The 17,515-nt window shown below is 46.2% G+C and carries 15 protein-coding genes; 7 read left to right on the top strand and 8 right to left on the bottom strand.

The genetic code is table 11. From position 1 onward, the window contains the following. The 4 genes from murD to VXQ11_RS13870 all read right to left on the bottom strand — a co-directional run bounded on the left by murD (position 1) and on the right by VXQ11_RS13870 (position 3,934). Positions 1-1,347, bottom strand: a complete 1,347-nt coding sequence (gene murD, locus VXQ11_RS13885) for a UDP-N-acetylmuramoyl-L-alanine--D-glutamate ligase (RefSeq protein ID WP_416706291.1) — start codon at positions 1,345-1,347, stop codon at positions 1-3. Between the two features lie 162 nt (positions 1,348-1,509). After that, positions 1,510-1,761 (bottom strand): DUF6587 family protein, encoded by a 252-nt coding sequence (locus VXQ11_RS13880; RefSeq protein WP_416706290.1) that lies wholly within the window; start codon positions 1,759-1,761, stop codon positions 1,510-1,512. Between the two features lie 59 nt (positions 1,762-1,820). Beyond that, on the bottom strand, positions 1,821-3,677 hold the full coding sequence (feoB, locus tag VXQ11_RS13875; RefSeq protein ID WP_416706289.1) for a ferrous iron transporter B: 1,857 nt from the start codon (positions 3,675-3,677) through the stop codon (positions 1,821-1,823). After that, positions 3,674-3,934, bottom strand: a complete 261-nt coding sequence (locus tag VXQ11_RS13870) for a FeoA family protein (RefSeq protein WP_064094654.1) — start codon at positions 3,932-3,934, stop codon at positions 3,674-3,676. Before VXQ11_RS13870 ends, feoB begins: the two co-directional genes overlap by 4 nt. Before the next feature lie 175 nt (positions 3,935-4,109). On the opposite strand from VXQ11_RS13870, the gene xerD reads away from it, so the two are divergent. From xerD to thrC, 4 genes are all read left to right on the top strand, one after another. Next, positions 4,110-5,027, top strand: coding sequence for a site-specific tyrosine recombinase XerD (gene xerD, locus VXQ11_RS13865; RefSeq protein ID WP_416706288.1), 918 nt, complete (start codon positions 4,110-4,112; stop codon positions 5,025-5,027). 99 nt (positions 5,028-5,126) lie between these two features. Beyond that, positions 5,127-5,939, top strand: coding sequence for a DsbC family protein (locus tag VXQ11_RS13860; protein WP_144723558.1), 813 nt, complete (start codon positions 5,127-5,129; stop codon positions 5,937-5,939). Between the two features lie 126 nt (positions 5,940-6,065). After that, a complete protein-coding gene (locus VXQ11_RS13855; protein ID WP_416706287.1) occupies positions 6,066-7,370 on the top strand; it encodes a homoserine dehydrogenase in 1,305 nt (434 codons plus the stop codon). Between the two features lie 57 nt (positions 7,371-7,427). Then, a complete protein-coding gene (thrC, locus tag VXQ11_RS13850; RefSeq protein ID WP_416681665.1) occupies positions 7,428-8,567 on the top strand; it encodes a threonine synthase in 1,140 nt (379 codons plus the stop codon). A 56-nt stretch (positions 8,568-8,623) separates the two neighbouring features. Here the strand turns inward: thrC and VXQ11_RS13845 are convergent, their stop codons facing one another. Beyond that, positions 8,624-9,685 (bottom strand): serine hydrolase, encoded by a 1,062-nt coding sequence (locus VXQ11_RS13845; RefSeq protein ID WP_064094659.1) that lies wholly within the window; start codon positions 9,683-9,685, stop codon positions 8,624-8,626. Between the two features lie 219 nt (positions 9,686-9,904). On the opposite strand from VXQ11_RS13845, the gene VXQ11_RS13840 reads away from it, so the two are divergent. From VXQ11_RS13840 to VXQ11_RS13830, 3 genes are read left to right on the top strand one after another with little or no spacing between them, the layout of a single operon-like run. After that, positions 9,905-10,540, top strand: a complete 636-nt coding sequence (locus tag VXQ11_RS13840; protein ID WP_064094660.1) for a response regulator — start codon at positions 9,905-9,907, stop codon at positions 10,538-10,540. Positions 10,541-10,562: 22 nt separating this feature from the next. After that, positions 10,563-12,128 (top strand): sensor histidine kinase, encoded by a 1,566-nt coding sequence (locus VXQ11_RS13835; RefSeq protein ID WP_416706286.1) that lies wholly within the window; start codon positions 10,563-10,565, stop codon positions 12,126-12,128. Between the two features lie 14 nt (positions 12,129-12,142). Beyond that, positions 12,143-13,567, top strand: a complete 1,425-nt coding sequence (locus tag VXQ11_RS13830; protein ID WP_416706285.1) for a sigma-54-dependent transcriptional regulator — start codon at positions 12,143-12,145, stop codon at positions 13,565-13,567. Here VXQ11_RS13830 and VXQ11_RS13825 read toward each other — a convergent pair whose 3' ends face one another. From VXQ11_RS13825 to lptG, 3 genes are all read right to left on the bottom strand, one after another. Continuing rightward, complete coding sequence (locus VXQ11_RS13825; RefSeq protein ID WP_416706284.1) at positions 13,568-14,740, bottom strand: S41 family peptidase; 1,173 nt, start codon at positions 14,738-14,740, stop codon at positions 13,568-13,570. It lies immediately after the preceding gene. Positions 14,741-14,770: 30 nt separating this feature from the next. Beyond that, complete coding sequence (gene gpmI / locus VXQ11_RS13820; RefSeq protein ID WP_416681676.1) at positions 14,771-16,318, bottom strand: 2,3-bisphosphoglycerate-independent phosphoglycerate mutase; 1,548 nt, start codon at positions 16,316-16,318, stop codon at positions 14,771-14,773. Positions 16,319-16,442: 124 nt separating this feature from the next. Continuing rightward, positions 16,443-17,513 (bottom strand): LPS export ABC transporter permease LptG, encoded by a 1,071-nt coding sequence (gene lptG / locus VXQ11_RS13815; RefSeq protein ID WP_064094664.1) that lies wholly within the window; start codon positions 17,511-17,513, stop codon positions 16,443-16,445. Between the last annotated feature and the right edge of the window lie 2 nt (positions 17,514-17,515).

The raw sequence follows: 17,515 nt of genomic DNA, 5'->3' as shown, positions 1-17,515 counted from the left end.
TTAATTGAGTTCATTCACATACGCAACAAACTTGCGACCACGCTCAGGATAACCCGAGAACATATCAAAACTTGCGCATGCAGGAGACAATAGCACGACATCATGTGCCTGGGTGTGCTTTTGGCAGATTTCTACCGCCTGCTGCAGGCTGTCCGCATGGATCAGTTCAGTCGTGCCCGCAATTGCCGCTTCAATGACAGGACGATCTTCACCGATCAATACCGCTACTTTGGCATATTTGCTTAATGATTCACGCAAGGCCTTAAAGTCCTGCCCTTTGCCCTGCCCACCGAGAATAATCGTGACCTTACCGCCTTGAGCTTCAATCGCCATGCCCAGACCATCTAACGCAGCTAAAGTTGCACCGATATTGGTACCTTTGGAGTCGTTATAATAGCGTACGCCCTGTACTTCCTTGACGAATTCACAGCGATGTTCCAGACCTTTAAAAGTCTTTAAAGTGTTCAGCATACTTTCTAGTGGCAAACCAATCGCTTCACCCAGTGCCAGACAGGCCAAGGCATTGGCAACATTATGCGTGCCCTGCATATACATCTCGCTACTTTTCAGCAGACGCTCACGACCACGCGCCAGCCAGATGCTGCCATCGGTATCCTTAAGAATACCGTACTGGTTCATATCCGGTGCATTCAAACCGAAACTTTGCATCGGGGTCACATCTGGGACCAAAGGACGGGTCAAAGAGTCATCACGGTTATAGACGACTTTTTTCACACCCTGGAAAATCCGGTGTTTCGCCGTGTGATAACCCATCATATCGCCATGACGATCCAGATGATCTTCACTCATGTTCAAGACCACCGCGACTTCAGCTGCCAGATTTGAGGTGGTTTCCAGCTGAAAACTGGACAGCTCGAGTATATACAGCTCAGGATCATCTTTGGTCAGGTCTAGCGCAGGACGGCCTAAGTTACCACCGACGGCAACTTTTTTACCCGCATCCGCTGCCATCAGGCCAATCAAGGTAGTCACGGTACTTTTGGCATTAGAACCGGTAATCGCCACAATGGGCTTATCCGTAGCACGGCGTAAAATCTGGATTTCACTGACTACGGGAATACCCTTGTTAATCGCTGCCTGAATTTCAGGAAGTTTAGGGTCAAGCCCGGGGCTAATCACGATTTCTTCTGCAGACAGCAATAACTCTGCATCAAACTGACCAAAACTGGTCTGAACCTCAGCCGGAATCTGGTCATGTCCTGGCGGGTTAGCTCTAGAATCTGTTACTGCAACGCGGTAGCCCTGACTATGCAAGAAATTGACTGCTGCAACACCTGATATTCCGAGTCCTGCAACGACTTTTAACCCACCACGTTGTATTAACATTTTCGCCCCATATTTTGGTCTATTTTGAAACTGACGAAATGGTAGCACTTTGCTGTTTTGAATGCCTTTTCTGATTGGCTCTTCTGCACATTTTTTTTGTGTCCATGCGTAAAAAAACCGTCATGATCATGACGGTTTTTAAAATTCAGCCAGAACAGGAAATTATTTCCATTTTACCGCTTGTTGAGCCGGCTTTACATCTGAACCTTTTTCTGAAACCGGACAGGCACAGTTGCCACCGCAGCCTGCCGCCACACCCGGTTGCAGCCATTTGGCCAGACGCTGCCAACCCTTGGCCGCACAGACATCAGACAGCTTCTGGAAGACTGAGTTAGAGGTGTTCGGAAACACCTTTTTGAATACGACCAGCATGCTCCAAAGCACCAGTGCTGTCACAATTAGAATTTCAATCATCTCAATCTCCCATACATATACATTGCAGCAAATTCAATTGGCAAAGGCCAAGCTGAGATTTAGCCCAAATAATATGAAGCAATTTGATAAGTCAGGAATGACATGAAATATGCCAGACCAAACAGATAAACAGTCATGATACTGACAGTTTTCCAGGAACCGGTTTCACGTTTAACCGTTGCCAGGGTCGCCAGACAGTGTGGTGCATAAATAAACCACACCAGCAAAGATAAACCTGTCGCAACTGACCAGCCCAGATCACCTCCACCGCTGATCAGTGCAGCCAGACCTTCAGACATTGCATCTTCATCAACTGCCGACATCGCATAGACTGTGCCCAGTGCTGCAACGACCACTTCACGCGCTGCCATCGCTGGAATCAGGGCAATACAGATCTGCCAGTTAAAACCGAGCGGTGCAAAGATCGGCTGCATCAGATGACCGAGCATCCCTGCCAATGAATAATCAATGGCCGGCAAGGTTGCCCCTTCTGGGGGCTGTGGGAAAGTACACAAGAACCACAGTACAATCGATAATGCGAAGATGATGCCACCGACACGTTTCAAGAAGATTTTGCCGCGATCCAATAAGCCGATCCAAACGTTCTTCAAGTCCGGAAAACGGTAGCTTGGCAGTTCCATCAGCAGCATGTGCTGTGATTTATCTTTGTGGAAGAATTTCAACACAAAAGACACCAGCAAGGCACTCACGATACCCGCCATATAAAGACCAAACAGCACCAGACCTTGCAGATTGAGGAAACCCCACACAGTTTGTGCCGGTATGAATGCTGCAATCAGCAAGGCATAGACTGGCAAGCGCGCCGAACAGGTCATTAAGGGGGCAACGAAAATCGTGGTTAAACGATCTCGTGGATCACTAATGGTACGCGAAGCCATAATCCCGGGAATGGCACAGGCAAAGCTGGACAATAATGGAATAAAGGCACGTCCTGATAAACCGGCTTTAAACATCAGCTTATCTAATAGAAAAGCAGCACGCGGTAAATAACCTGATTCTTCCAGTACCAGAATAAAGAAGAACAGAATCAGAATCTGCGGCAGGAACACCACCACGCCACCGGCACCGGCAATAATCCCGTCCACCACCAGACTATTCAGTAAGGGATGGGAAATATATTCGCCGAGGAACTCACCAAGCCAGCCGAAGAAGGTTTCAATGCCATCCATAAACGGAGCAGCCCAGGCAAATACAGCCTGGAAAATCACAAACATCATGACGGCCAGACTAATTAAGCCCATTACCGGATGCAGAAAAATCCTGTCAAGGAAATCGGTACGTTTATCTTCCTGATCGACGAAATTGACCACGTCATTCAGAATGTTTTCCACGCGCTGGTGACTGTTACCTTTCAAGCCACTGAGTTCGGTCTGCGGTACAGAATACTTGCCCTGATCTAGCGCATTTTTCAGATTTTCTATGCCTGAATTACGTACAGCCACCGTTTCTACCACAGGCACGCCCAGTCGTTCGGACAGCTTCTGGGTGTTGATCTGCATGCCACGTCGGCGTGCTTCATCCATCATGTTCAGCACAACCAGCACCGGACGGCCCAGCTCAATCATTTCCAGTACCAGACCCAGATGCAATTTTAGATTAGTGGCATCCACCACACATAAAAATGCATTCTGTTCCTGCTCTTCAGCAATTTTACCTTGTACGACATTACGGGTAATCTCTTCATCCGGACTGGTCGCATCCAGACTATAAGTTCCGGGCAAATCCAGTACCCGTACCGCTTTGCCTGAAGCAAGCTGAAATGTACCGACTTTACGCTCAACCGTGACACCTGCATAGTTGCCGACTTTCTGGCGAGTTCCGGTTAAATGGTTGAATAATGAAGTTTTACCGCAGTTAGGGTTACCGACAAGGACAATACGTAATGTATCACTCATGCCGACACCGCCTGCTCGATTTCAATTTTGGCTGCTTCTGATTTACGCAAAGCAAAACGTGTAAATCCAACTTGAATCAAAATGGGATCTCCACCAAAAATACCTTTAGTAATCACCTGTACCTTCGTACCGGGCACAAAGCCTAGAGTTTCCAGGCGACTCGCTACAACATCGTTGAGAGCACCTTCACCATCAGCCGTTCGACTTACTTTTCGGATGATGGCTGTTTGTTTTGCTTTTAAATCAGACAAACGCACCGTGAAAATTCCTGAACTATTTTGGACAGTATACAAACAAATGAGAATAATTAACAAATAAGATTGATTACATGCTGAATTAGTTTCATATCACATCGACAGTTTGGTGAAATTAAACTACAGTGGAGAATATCTATTAAATTCATCGCTTTTTCAGATCAGATCTTTTCACTCTATGCTGAATAAAAAACCTCGTATTCCCGCCCCTGTCCAAATTCCTGAAGTATTCAGCTATTTACAGGGTTTTCGTGACTATCTGATTGCGCAAACGGTCAGCCCGCATACCCGCAACGCCTATCTGTCCGATCTGATGCAATGTGCAGAATGCCTGAGCAAACCCTTGCCACAATGGAGTCATGATGATATTTCCGATGTGCTGATTGCACTGACCAAACAGCAAAAAAGTCCGCGTTCGATTGCCCGCTGCCTGTCTGCTTTGCGTTCATTTTATAAATTTCTGCGTGAGCAAAAACTGCGTAGTGACAATCCGGTTGCTGCACATAAAACCCCGAAACTGGGCCGGGCCTTACCCAAAGATCTCTCCGAAACAGATGTAGAAGCCCTGATTCATGCCCCGAATATCAACACGGCATTAGGACTGCGTGATCGCGCCATGTTTGAAGTACTGTATGCCTGCGGACTCCGGGTGACCGAACTGATTAACTTGCGTCTGGAACTGATCAACTTAAAACAGGGATATTTACGCATTGTCGGTAAGAGCAATAAAGAACGTCTGGTACCGATGGGCCAAATGGCCTGTGAATGGGTAGAAAAATATTTAACCGAAGCCCGTCCACAATTATATAAAACTTCGACCGATTATCTGTTTCTGACCCAGCATGGCGGCATCATGAGCCGACAGAATTTCTGGTATGCCATTAAGCGTTATGCACTGCAGGCCGGAATCCAGGCCGAACTGTCCCCACATACCTTGCGCCATGCCTTTGCCACTCATTTACTCAATCATGGCGCAGACTTACGCGTGGTACAGATGTTGCTTGGACACAGTGACCTGTCTACCACCCAGATTTATACCCATGTGGCACAGGTCCGAATGCAGCAGCTGCATGCAACCCATCATCCACGTGCTTAAATCAGATCCAGACCGAATAAACTGAGAAGTTTGACGTGTTTGCATTTTTTTTTGTTATGCTAATGCTCTGTTTTCAGTCCAAGAAGAAAAGGGTTATTTATGACATTTGCCCGCTCAAAAATTTTTATGGCTTGCACACTTGCTGCTGGTTTGGGTCTTGCTGCATGTTCCAACTCCAATAACGAAGCTAAAAAGCAAGATACACTGACTGCAAGCGCACCCGCAACGGGCGAAGCATCTACCCTCACCGAACGTAATGCACAACAGCGTTTGGTTTCTACTCTGGAAAAGCATTTCAAAACTGCCGGTATCAATGCCAAGATCACCGATATTAAAGCAACCGAAGTGCCGAACCTGTACTGGGTCAGCCTAGAAGGCATGTCTGCGGTCTATGTAACCAGTGATGGCAAATATCTGATTCAGGGTGATGTGATCCGCCTGGGAGACAAACAGCTACATAACGTCAGTGAAAGTCTGCAAGCCGGGATCAACAAAAAACTGTTTGATGGACTGAAAGCTGAAGATCTATTGATTTATCCAGCCAAAGGCAAAGCCAAGCATGTGGTCTATGTATTTACCGATGTCAGCTGTCCGTATTGCCATAAATTTCATGAGCAAATGGACGAGATGAATGCCAAAGGCATTGAAGTGCGTTATATCGCCTGGCCACGTGGTGAACAGCATATGCCGGCCATGGAAGCGATCTGGTGCAGTGCCGACCGCCGAAGTGCATTTGACCAGGCGATTGCGGGTGCACAGATCAGTGCAGCCAAATGTAAAAATCCTGTTCAGGATCAATATCAAATGGGTCTGAATATAGGTGTAAATGGTACCCCTGCAATTTATAGTTCAGAAGGAATTTATCTGGGGGGTTACCTGTCTGCCGCTGAGTTATTGAACCGGCTTAAATAACTCATTTTAATACGTTATTTAACTTTAATTTATAAATAAAGATATTCTGAAATGACCCTAGAGTCAGGCAGTTTTTTTAGCTATGATCTAGGTTCTTGTAAAAAACTGTGTAATTTGGAGTGTGACGTGAAACCAGTTCGTCTGGCAATCCTCGGTCTTGGTACTGTAGGTGGTGGTGCCTTGAAACTATTAAAAGAAAATGCTGCTGAGATTAAACGTCGCACCGGTCGTGAAATTGAAATTACCTATGTAGGCACCCGTCGTCCACGTCCTGATCTGAATCTATCGGCATCAGTCAAACAGAGTGCAGACTTGATGGACATCGTACGTCAACCTGATGTAGATGTGGTGGTGGAAGTCATGGGTGGAATTCATCCTGCTTTCGAAATTATTATGGAAGCCATGAAACATGGCAAACATATCGTGACAGCCAATAAAGCACTCTTGGCTGAACATGGTAATGAACTGTTTAAGGCGGCTGAAGACAATGCCGTGCAAATTGCCTATGAGGCGGCAGTTGCAGGTGGTATTCCCATTATTAAAGTGATTCGTGAAGGTCTGGCAGCCAACAAGATTGAATGGCTGGCAGGGATTATTAACGGTACTGGTAACTTCATTCTCAGTGAAATGCGTGAAAAAGGTCGTGCTTTTGACGATGTGCTGAAAGAAGCACAGGAACTCGGTTATGCTGAAGCCGATCCAACCTTTGATGTTGAAGGCATTGATGCTGCGCATAAACTGACGATTCTAGCTTCATGTGCATTTGGTATACCGCTCCAGTTCGATAAAGTATTTACTGAAGGCATCAGCAAAGTGACTGCGCAAGACGTGAAATATGCAGAAGACTTGGGCTTCCGTATCAAACACTTGGGTATTGCACGCCGCACAGATGCCGGAATCGAATTACGCGTTCATCCTACTTTAATTCCAGATGACCAGCTAATTGCCAATGTGAATGGCGTGAAAAATGCCGTGCTTGTTCAAGCCAACGCGGTCGGTCCAACACTGTATTACGGGGCTGGTGCAGGTGCTGGTCCAACAGCTTCTGCAGTAGTCGCAGACGTTGTGGATATTGTCCGTGATATTATTTACACCGAAGACGGTGCAGGAACCATTCCACAACTGGCCTTTGAAGCCCTGACCGATTTACCGATCTTAACTCGTGAACAAATGACGACCGGCTATTACATCCGTATTAATGCCGAAGATCAAATGGGCGTGCTTGCCGATGTCACCACGATTTTAAGCCGTGCCGGGATCAGTATCGATGCTATCATGCAGCAACCACGCTTAAAAGACCTTATTCCTATCGTGATTCTGACTGATCCAGTCAAGGAATCAAAAATGGATGAAGCCCTTCAACAAATTCAAGCATTACCCGTCATTCATGGCGAAATTGTACGAATTCGTTTAGAATCGCTTGATAATTAATCGGGTCGAGGGGACACTCTTCCCTCGCCAAGCTCTACACACAATTGGAACATCATCATGTCGAATGCCAATCGTTATACTGGTTTAGTTGACCGCTATCGCGACCGTTTACCAGTGTCTGCAACTACTCGTGCGATCTCTTTGGGTGAAGGTAATACTCCGCTGATCAAGCTTGAGAATATTCCACGCATCATTGGTAAAGACGTTGAAATCTATGTGAAGTACGAAGGCTTAAACCCGACTGGTTCATTTAAAGACCGTGGTATGACCATGGCAGTAACCAAGGCGGTTGAAGATGGTTCTAAAGCCATCATCTGTGCTTCTACCGGGAATACCTCAGCTGCTGCTGCTGCCTATGCGGCACGTGCAGGCATCAAAGCCTTCGTTTTAATCCCGGAAGGCAAAATTGCTATGGGTAAAATGGCACAGGCGATGATGTATGGTGCGATCACCATGCAAATTCGCGGTAACTTCGATGATGGTATGCGTCTGGTTAAAGAAGTTGCAGATCAGGCACCGGTAACGATTGTAAACTCAATTAACCCTTACCGTTTGCAAGGTCAAAAAACCATTGCTTACGAGATCGTTGAAGCTTTAGGTCGTGCTCCGGATTACCACTGCTTGCCAGTCGGTAACGCGGGTAACATCACTGCACACTGGATGGGCTATACCGAAGCGGTTGCCAACCAGTCGAAAGAAGAATTTGAGCAAGTCGTTTACGATGCTGAAAATGATGCTTTCACGGGTCCTAAACCGGCAGGTTTGCCAATCATGGCAGGTTACCAAGCCTCTGGTGCTGCACCGTTCCTTCGTGGCGGTCCAGTAGAAAACCCGGAAACTGTTGCAACTGCGATTCGTATCGGTAATCCGCAAAGCTTCAATCATGCTAAAGCGGTTGTTCGTGATTCGAACGGCTGGTTTGATGAACTGACTGATGCGGAGATTCTTGAAGCTCAACGTCTGCTTTCTATGTATGAAGGTGTATTCGTAGAGCCAGCATCTGCTGCATCTGTAGGCGGTGCCATCCGTGATATTAAAGCGGGTAAAATTGCAGAAGGCTCAGTGATCGTATGTACCGTAACGGGTAATGGTCTGAAAGATCCTGACACCGCAATTAAACAATGTGCTGATGCCGTAATGTTGTCGATTGATGCAACTATGGCTCAGGTAAAAGACTCAATTCTGTCAAATATGTAATTTCTGTCAGCATAAAAAAACCCTGCGATTGCAGGGTTTTTTTATGAACCAATAAATTAGATTCGTTTTGGTTGCTGAGTTACCCAAGTCATTAAACGGGTGGCATCATTCGTGCGTGCCTGCGAACTGTTAGCCCCCAATAATACCACTGCCACCGGACGGTTATTCAGGGTCGTGTGCATTACAACACAGCGCCCTGCTTCATTAATAAAACCGGTTTTAGAAATATTGATATTCCAGCCGCCATTGCGTACCAGTGCATTGGTATTATTGGATTTCAGCACGCGGTAGCCCAAGTTAAAGTCATAGCTTGGTGTTGTTGAGAACTGGCGAATCAGGCCATATTGAGAAGCAGTATTCACCAAAATCCCCAAGTCACGGGCGGAGGCCACATTACCTGGATGCAAACCTGTTGATTCCATAAAGTGAGTAGAATTCATCCCGAGTTCTTTGGCTTTTGCATTCATTTTGGCAATAAACGCTGAGCGACCACCAGGATAAGTACGTGCTAAAGCTGCCGCAGCCGGATTTTCAGACTTCATCAGGGCAAATAACAATGCTTCAGCACGGTTCATACTATCCCCTGCTCTTAAAGTCGAGCTTGAGCTCTTGCACCCTGAGCAGGAAAAATCAGCCTGTTGCAAGGTGATTTTTTCTGACATATTCAACCGTGCATCTGAAATGACCACGGCTGTCATTAATTTGGTAATGGATGCAATCGGATAGGCAGTATTGGTATTTTTACTAAACAGCACTTCACCGGTTTGTGCATCCATGACCAGTGCAGCCCGTGCATTTACAGAAGGTTGATTACTAAAATGATTAGTATCAATAATCTGTGGTGCGGTATAGGCTGGCTTGACTGCTGCTGGCGCTACTGTTCCGGCCGGACGCAAAGTAGTCATCACTGTAGCTGAACCAGGTGGCGAAGGTTCGTTGGCAGATGCATTAAAATCATCGCTCATTAACTGGTTAACTTCTTCAGAAGACCAGCTGATACTGGATCCGCCCTCTGCTGTGCCAGAATTCATAATGATCTCGGCAAAACTTGTCGTGCTCATGCTGATTAACACGGACAGGCCGAGTAGATGCCTTAGAGACTTGTTTATTTTCTTCATTATTCCTTCACTCAACTAACAGAGGTAAGATTGATTTGCGTATTACCTCTAATATGCCTTACATTTAAACACAATCCTGAACATTTTTTGTTCTTGACACTGTGTGCTAGGTTTCAGATTTAATCTTGCGAATAGGATTGCTAATTTTGTACTTTCATTGCAAGCTTATTTTGCTTTATGTAACAAAAAAATGATTTTTTTAATAGAGGGAGAGTATAGGTGATCACAGTTTTAGTTGTGGACGACCATGAATTAGTACGTACTGGAATTTGCAGAATGCTGGAAGACCATGCGGAGGTTCAGGTAATTGGCCAGGCTGAATCTGGTGAAGAAGCAATCTCTCTGGTTCGTCAACATCATCCGAATGTAGTGCTATTAGATGTCAACATGCCGGGTATTGGCGGCGTAGAAACTACGCGCCGCCTGCTACAGACGGCGCCTGAAACCAAAGTACTAGCGGTCAGTGGCCTGGCAGAAGAACCTTATCCCTCTTTACTTCTTAAAGCAGGTGCCAAAGGCTATATCACCAAGGGAGCACCCATTACGGAAATGGTACGGGCGATTAATAAAGTCATGCAAGGCGGCAAATATTTTAGTGCCGACATTGCCGAGCAGCTCGCCAGTTCTTACCTTTCCGATACACAGCAGTCGCCTTTTGATGCACTTTCAGAACGGGAAATGCAAGTGGCCATGATGGTGGTGAACTGTATCAGCGCCCAGGAAATTGCCGACAAACTCTTTGTCAGCGTTAAAACCGTGAATACCTATCGTTACCGTATTTTTGAAAAACTGAATATTGACAGTGATGTCAAACTGACTCATCTGGCCATGCGCTATGGGCTGATTAAACCTTAGCCTTTGGTGAATCATGGTGCATATGGCACAACAAAAAAACTATGCTGAACTGAATCAATATCATCTAGGTATCTGGTATAGCGCTTATCGCCTGCTGATCAGTACCGGTCTGCTGCTGATTTTTCTGCTGACCTATCCCGAAGTAAATATAGATTACCAATATCCTCAGCTGTATTATTATGCGCTGGGAATCGGGGTAGCGATCAATACTGTACAGCTGTTTGCATTGAAATGGATCAGACATCTGATCCAGCCGCAGCTGATCATGATTTTCTTTAGCGATGTCTGCATTTTAAGTTTGCTGACCTTGGCCAGTGATGGTCCTAATTTGCAGATCGGACTGCTGTTTGTAATCACCATCTTTTCTGCATCCTTATTGTTGGATGCAAAAAAAGCCTTGGTGGTCACGCTGGTTGCGGTTATCAGCGTAATTTACCAGCATTTTATCGGCAGCATTTTTGCATTTTCTTCGCTGAGTAATATCAGTAATAGTGCCTTACTGGCTTTTTTATTCTTTATGGTTTATGGCACCGGACAAATTGCCGTACGCCGTTTTCAGATTCTGGAAAATCTAAACTTTTCTCAATCTCTAGAACTGTATCGCTTACAGAATATCAACCGCTATATTCTGGAACAGATCGAAACCGGCTATCTGGTACTGGATGAAAACTATCATGTGGTACTCAGCAATCCTGCCGCCTGCAATCTTCTGGGAATTGAATCGAAATATGGCCATGAAAAGTTCACCTTATACCACTCACAACCTGATTTATTTGAACTGATCCAGTTTGAAACGCTGGAAAATGGTGAGCGTTTTCAGTTTGATTCCCAGCAAAGTCGCTATAACATTCATGTGCAGGTACAAAAGCTGATTGTACCGCACCAGACCCTCATGCTGCTTGTATTGCAGGATGCCAAAAAGCTGAATCAGCAGGTGCAACAGCTCAAACTTGCTGCTTTAGGTCAGCTCTCTGCCAGTATTGCGCATGAAATTCGCAATCCCCTGGCAGCCATTGTGCAGGCCAATGATTTATATCTGGACTCGGAAACTGAACAGCAACAGCTACTCCAGCAGATGATTGGCCGACAGGCCACCCGGATTGACCGGATTATTCAGGACACACTGAATATGGTCAAAAATAAAGAAACCCATCCGGTGCCAATTAATCTTAATGAATTTATCCCGTTATTTATCCAGGAAGATCTGGCTGATATTCGCGATCAGATTCAATTTAATATTGATATCCCCCTCATGATTCAATTTGATGAAGCACAGTTCCGGCAAATCCTGATTAACCTGATTCGTAATGCCATTCGCCACAATGCAGCAGATGCAGCCTATATTCAGCTGAATGTGCATCCCTATGAACATCGGGTCTGGATTGACATACGAGATTTTGGCTCGGGCGTGGCTGTACATGACCAGGCCTTACTGTTTAAACCCTTTTTTAGCACTTCAATTAGCGGCACCGGATTAGGACTGTATTTATCACATAGTTTTTGTGAAGCAAATCAGGCACAATTAAACTATATACAACAAGAACAGGGCGCATGCTTTCGCATCAGCTGTCAACGTATCACGCTATAAAGGGGTCAAGGAAGATGAATGGGGAACAACAACCACTAGTACTCTTGGTGGATGATGAGGAAGATTTATGTACCCTCATGCAAATGTCACTACTGCGTATGGGAATTCGTACCCACATTACCCATCGACTAGAAGATGCTAAAAAATATCTTGCCAATCATCAATATGATGCCTGCCTGACTGACCTGAACCTGCCCGACGGCAATGGTCTGGAATTAGTGGACTGGATTGGTAAGCTCTATCCCGCAGTTCCGGTCGCGGTCCTGACTGCCTATGGCAACATGGAAATTGCCATTGCTGCACTCAAAGCAGGGGCTTTTGATTTTGTCAGTAAACCGGTTAACCAGAAACACCTGGAACAGCTACTCCAAAAGGCCCTGAATAAACCGGTAGATTATTCGCATAATAATCCGAATGAAGCGCTCGAACATAAAATGCTGATTGGACAATCCCTGCCGATTCAGCAATTACGTATTACCTTACAAAAAATTGCCCGATCCCAGGCACCGGTTTTTATTACGGGTGAATCCGGCACTGGCAAGGAAGTGGTGGCCAATCTGGTCCACCGCCTGAGCAACCGTAATGAAGGGCCTTTTATTGCAATCAACTGTGGTGCCATTCCGACTGAACTGATGGAAAGCGAACTGTTTGGACATAAAAAAGGCAGCTTTACCGGCGCTGCACAGGACAAACAGGGCCTGATTCAATCTGCCCATGGCGGCAGTCTGTTTCTGGATGAAATTGCAGAACTGCCACTTTCCATGCAGGTCAAACTGTTACGTGCCGTACAGGAAAAACGTATTCGTCCACTCGGTTCAGATACCGAAATTGATGTGGATTTCCGCGTGATCAGTGCTACCCATCAGGATCTGGAAGCCCTGGTGCAACAGGGGAAATTCCGTCAGGATTTATATTTCCGTATTCATGTCATGGATCTGACTTTACCGCCGCTGCGTGAACGCGGCCAAGATATTCTGTTACTGGCTGAACACTTTATTCAGAAAATTTGTCAGGAATGGGGAATTCCCAATAAAAAACTGACTGAACGCAGTAAAGAGTTTTTATTGGGGCAATATTACCCCGGTAATGTACGTGAATTGCGTAATATTATGGAACGTGCAATTACCTTGAGTGATGAAGAACGGATTGATCTTCAGCATCTGCAGAGTGCACCCCTACGTCAGGCACTAAACAGCTCTCAGGAAATAAATACATTTACGAGCGAAATCATTGCGACTGAAACCCTGATTGCCCCTAGAAAGCTGCCTGAAGAAGGATTGGAGCTATATCTGGAAAAGGTGGAAAAAGAAATTTTACTGAATGCGCTGAATATGACCCACTGGAACCGGACACTGGCCGCCAAGAAACTCGGCATGTCGTTCCGTTCCCTGCGCTATCGTTTAAAAAAGTTCGGACTCGATACTGAAGAAGACGAATAATTATTTTTGCTGGAGCAGCAAGTCTGTGACATGGTCCAGATAGCTCTCCTCACGCATCTCCTGCTTGAATGGATAATTGAAATGCGGCTGTATTCCCCGCCCTTCAATCATCTGCCCGCTCGGGCTAAAGTACTGCGATACGGTCATCTGTAGAGCCGAACCGTTGCTTAAAGGAAAGAGTTTTTGTACCACCCCTTTGCCATAGCTTTTTTCACCCACTACCCAAGCACGGTTATGCTCTTTTAAGGCGGCAGTAAAGACTTCTGCTGCAGAAGCCGAGCGGTTATTAATCAGAACCCCAACTTTCAGATTCTGAAACTCAAAACTCGGCAAGGCCTGAAATTGCTGGTTACCTTCAGCCCGGCTTTTGGTCGATACAATCACGCCCTGATTCAAAAATAAATCGGCAGACTCTACTGCTGCAGAGAGTAAGCCCCCCGGGTTATTGCGCAGATCAAATAACACGGCTTTTAAGCGTTTATCCGAATAACTTTCAATCAGACGTTTGATTTCATTGGCAGTATCTTGCTGAAAAACTTTCACCTGTAAAACCAGGACCTGATTATTGTGCAAGCTCGATTTAATTTCGGTATCCAGTTTGGTATTGCGTACCAGACGAAAGGCCGGACTTTGGGGAGAAAGCTGAACCGTGAGCGTAGAACCGACTGCTCCACTGAGTAATTGCCGGACCTGCGCCTGATTTAGGCTGCTTAATACCTGATCGTCAATTTTATAAACGGTGACACCATTTCGCAGACCCTGTTTGGCTGAATCGGCGTCGTCACTCAGACCTCGAATCACCCATTGCTTCAGTCGTGGATCAAACTGCAGGTCGAAATCAATGCTGGCCAGCTCTCCTTCGGTATATTCACGCAGCTGTTTATAATCTTCAGGAGACAAATAACGGGAATAGCGGTCCAGGCCACTGACCAAGCCCTGAATGGCCTGCTGAAACAAGGCATCGTCATTTTTATCTTGAATATAATTGTCTTTTACAATGCCATAAATTTGTACGAATTCCTGAATGGAAGCCACAGGAATTTCAGAATACACCTGTCCATTCATTTCCATATCATCGAATGCCGGCTCGTCGGAGCCGGCACTCCAGGCTGAATGACTCAAACACATCAGTAAGCATAGTATTACGACAGACTTCCAGCGTGTTCTTGTCATTCTTTTACCTTTTCAGAATTTTATTAAAGATTATGCATCAAGCTGAATCAGGTTACGGCCCTGCATTTCAGCCGGTACCGGAACTTGCATCAGGCTTAATAAAGTCGGTGCGACATCTGCCAGCACCCCACCTTCCACGATTGTGGCCTGAGTTGGGCCGACATAAATAAATGGAACCAATTCAGTCGTATGCTGGGTATGTACCTGACCACTGTGGTAGTCCTGCATCTGCTCAACGTTACCATGATCGGCAGTCACAATCATATGACCTTTTTGCGCCATCACGGCTTCGTAAACCCGACCCAAACAGGTATCAACCGCTTCAACTGCTTTTACCGCAGCATCGAATACGCCAGTATGGCCGACCATATCCCCATTGGCATAGTTCACCACCAGCAGGTCAAATTCACCTGAATTGATCGCAGCAACCAGTTCATCAGTCACTTCATAAGCACTCATTTCCGGTTTAAGGTCATAAGTGGCTACGTTTGGCGATGGAATCAGGATACGTTTCTCACCCGGATATTCGTCTTCACGACCGCCACTGAAGAAGAAAGTCACATGGGCATACTTTTCTGTTTCCGCAATACGCAGCTGGGTTTTGCCCAGGTTTGACAGGTATTCGCCAATCGAGTTGACCAATGCTTCAGGCATATACGCCACAGGTGCATCAATCGTGGCTTGATAACGCGTCAGCATGACAAACTTCGCCAGATTTGGCACCACTTTACGTTCAAAACCGGCAAAGTCTTTTTCCACAAATGCGCGGGTCAATTCACGGGCACGGTCAGCACGGAAGTTCATGAACACCACGCTATCGCCATCCTGAATTTTTGCCAGCTCGCCAATACGGGTCGCTTTGACAAACTCATCCGACTCACCAGCTGCATAGGCCTGTTCCAGACCTTCGACTGCAGTTGCTGTGTTACGAACCGCTTCACCTTCAGTCAGCAAACGATAGGCCTGTTCAACACGATCCCAGCGATTGTCACGGTCCATGGCAAAATAACGGCCGATCATGGTCGCAATACGACCTTGACCTGGATATTGCGCAAATAGTGCATCGAGTTTTTCTAATGAAGGCTGTGCGCTTTTAGGCGGTGTATCACGACCATCTAAAAATGCATGTAAATAGACTTTGGCACCACGTTTCAGTGCGAGCTCTGCCATCGCCACGATATGATCTTCATGTGAGTGCACACCGCCTTCAGACAAAAGGCCAAGCAAATGTACTGCCCCACCTGCAGCTTTGGCTTTCTCTACTGCATCGACCAGCACTTCATGTTCAAAGAAGTCACCTGTACGAATGTCTTTGGTAATTCGGGTAAAGTCCTGATACAGCACACGGCCTGCACCGAGGTTCATATGTCCGACTTCCGAGTTACCCATCTGGCCATCCGGCAGGCCAACATCTTCACCTGAACCCGAGATCAAACCATGTGGATGCTTGTTCTGCATTGCAGTTAAATTTGGTCGTTTAGCTGCTAAAAACGCATTGTCTTCGACCGCTTCGCGATGACCCACACCATCCATAATCACCAAAACGTGAGGGATTTTGCCAGCAGTTGCATCCGTCATAATGAAATACTCTGTTCGTCTACGAATTAATCGCTCTATTTTAGCGAAGTTTATAAAAAGAGGCCATGACCCGGGTATGGTTTAGGCCTCTCATGATGATTGATTTGTTCTATTTCCCTGTGGTTTAGCGTGCCCGATGCAGCAGATATCCCCCGATACCAAACATGATCAGAATGGGAATAAATACGAACCAGGCTGGTGAGGGTGCATAAATCAGACTGGCATAGCCGAGGAAATCCTGCAGATAGAAGAAACCCAGTCCGGCAAATAAGGCGATCACCAGACGAAAACCCATGGATTGCTGACGCAACGGCCCGAAAATAAACGAACAGGCAATCACTACCAAGGCGATCAGGGCAAATGGGGAACCGACTTTCTGCCAGAAAGCCAACTGATAGGTTTTAGGCACCTGGCTGTATTCATGCATATAGCTCATAAAGCTCACTAGCTGGCTTGGCGATAAATCTTCTGGATCAATCGTCACCATATGCACATATTTCGGTTGCAAGGCTAGAGCCAGTGGCTGTTCAGCATGTTGCACCAGAGTCGCATTGCCATCTTTTAAAATATCAAACTGCTCGGTACTGTTTAATTTCCAGGCTCCGTCTTTGACAAACTCACCCTCTTTAGCCTCTAAAGTGCCACGTAAACGGTAATTGTCATCGAAATCCAGCATCTGCACATTTTTCAGCTGACCTTTGGAGTTGGCATAATCGATATAAATAAAGCGCTGACCTTCGCGGGTCCAGTAACCACGGACTTCACCGAGTTGAGCGGCTTTACTGGCACTCTTGACGCTTTTGGCCTGTTCAGTGGTATACGGAATCACCCACTCACTTAAGGCAAAAGACAACACCACCAGCAACAGGGCTGAACGGATGACCCAGCCGACTATACGCCATAAGCTTACACCCACCGAACGCATCACGATCAGCTCACTATTCGAAGCTAATGTGCCCAGTCCCAATACTGCACCAATCAGTGCAGAAATCGGCAGGATTTCATACAAATATTTCGGCGCTTCCCAGAGTACATATTTCAAGGCATCCCAGGCGCCATACCCTTCTTTGAGTGAGCCCAGCTCACCCAGATAAGTAAATAAAACCTGTAAACCCGCCAATACCGCGGTTGCACCCAGCATGGCCAGCGCAGTGGTTTGGGTCACATGTTTTGCAACTATACGACGTGCCAACATTG

This window comes from Acinetobacter sp. 197 (assembly GCF_048148385.1).
GTDB classification, from domain to species: Bacteria; Pseudomonadota; Gammaproteobacteria; order Pseudomonadales; family Moraxellaceae; genus Acinetobacter; species Acinetobacter pecorum.
This window is presented reverse-complemented; position numbering and strand designations above follow the sequence as displayed.

Excerpts from the sequence above, each read along its gene's own strand:
- murD (WP_416706291.1), bottom strand. The coding sequence starts at position 1,347 with ATGTTAATACAACGTGGTGGGTTAAAAGTCGTTGCAGGACTCGGAATA.
- VXQ11_RS13880 (WP_416706290.1), bottom strand. The coding sequence starts at position 1,761 with ATGATTGAAATTCTAATTGTGACAGCACTGGTGCTTTGGAGCATGCTG.
- feoB (WP_416706289.1), bottom strand. The coding sequence starts at position 3,677 with ATGAGTGATACATTACGTATTGTCCTTGTCGGTAACCCTAACTGCGGT.
- xerD (WP_416706288.1), top strand. The coding sequence starts at position 4,110 with ATGCTGAATAAAAAACCTCGTATTCCCGCCCCTGTCCAAATTCCTGAA.
- VXQ11_RS13860 (WP_144723558.1), top strand. The coding sequence starts at position 5,127 with ATGACATTTGCCCGCTCAAAAATTTTTATGGCTTGCACACTTGCTGCT.
- thrC (WP_416681665.1), top strand. The coding sequence starts at position 7,428 with ATGTCGAATGCCAATCGTTATACTGGTTTAGTTGACCGCTATCGCGAC.
- VXQ11_RS13845 (WP_064094659.1), bottom strand. The coding sequence starts at position 9,685 with ATGAAGAAAATAAACAAGTCTCTAAGGCATCTACTCGGCCTGTCCGTG.
- VXQ11_RS13835 (WP_416706286.1), top strand. The coding sequence starts at position 10,563 with ATGGCACAACAAAAAAACTATGCTGAACTGAATCAATATCATCTAGGT.
- VXQ11_RS13830 (WP_416706285.1), top strand. The coding sequence starts at position 12,143 with ATGAATGGGGAACAACAACCACTAGTACTCTTGGTGGATGATGAGGAA.
- VXQ11_RS13825 (WP_416706284.1), bottom strand. The coding sequence starts at position 14,740 with ATGACAAGAACACGCTGGAAGTCTGTCGTAATACTATGCTTACTGATG.
- gpmI (WP_416681676.1), bottom strand. The coding sequence starts at position 16,318 with ATGACGGATGCAACTGCTGGCAAAATCCCTCACGTTTTGGTGATTATG.
- lptG (WP_064094664.1), bottom strand. The coding sequence starts at position 17,513 with ATGTTGGCACGTCGTATAGTTGCAAAACATGTGACCCAAACCACTGCG.